The sequence below is a fragment of the Streptomyces oceani genome (assembly GCF_001751245.1).
Classification (GTDB): domain Bacteria; phylum Actinomycetota; class Actinomycetes; order Streptomycetales; family Streptomycetaceae; genus Streptomyces; species Streptomyces oceani.
Genome location: NZ_LJGU01000026.1, coordinates 1 through 291, shown reverse-complemented (window position 1 = coordinate 291; position 291 = coordinate 1). Strand labels below are relative to the sequence as shown.

The following is a 291-nucleotide window of genomic DNA, read 5'->3' as shown; positions in this document are numbered from 1 at the left end:
TGCGCGGCGAGTGGAAGGCGTGGCTGACCTGGAGCCGTCTCGTACGCCGCCCGTCCTCCGCGAGCCCGGCGGCGACCTCCAGCACGGCCGCCTCGTCGCCGGAGAGCACCACGGAGCGCGGCCCGTTCACCGCGGCGAGGCACACCTCGTGCGTGCGGTCCGCGAGCAGTGGCAGCACCTCGTCCTCGCCGGCCTGTACGGCGACCATGGCGCCGCCCTCCGGCAGCGCGTCCATCAATCGGCCCCGGGCCGTGACCAGTCGGCAGGCGTCCGCGGTCGACCAGACGCCGG

General features: G+C 75.9%; 1 protein-coding gene. It reads right to left on the bottom strand.

What is annotated here, in order from left to right; translation table 11 throughout:
- Nucleotides 1-291: acyltransferase domain-containing protein (locus tag AN216_RS00125; protein ID WP_139140800.1), on the bottom strand; the 291-nt coding region annotated here is incomplete at both ends.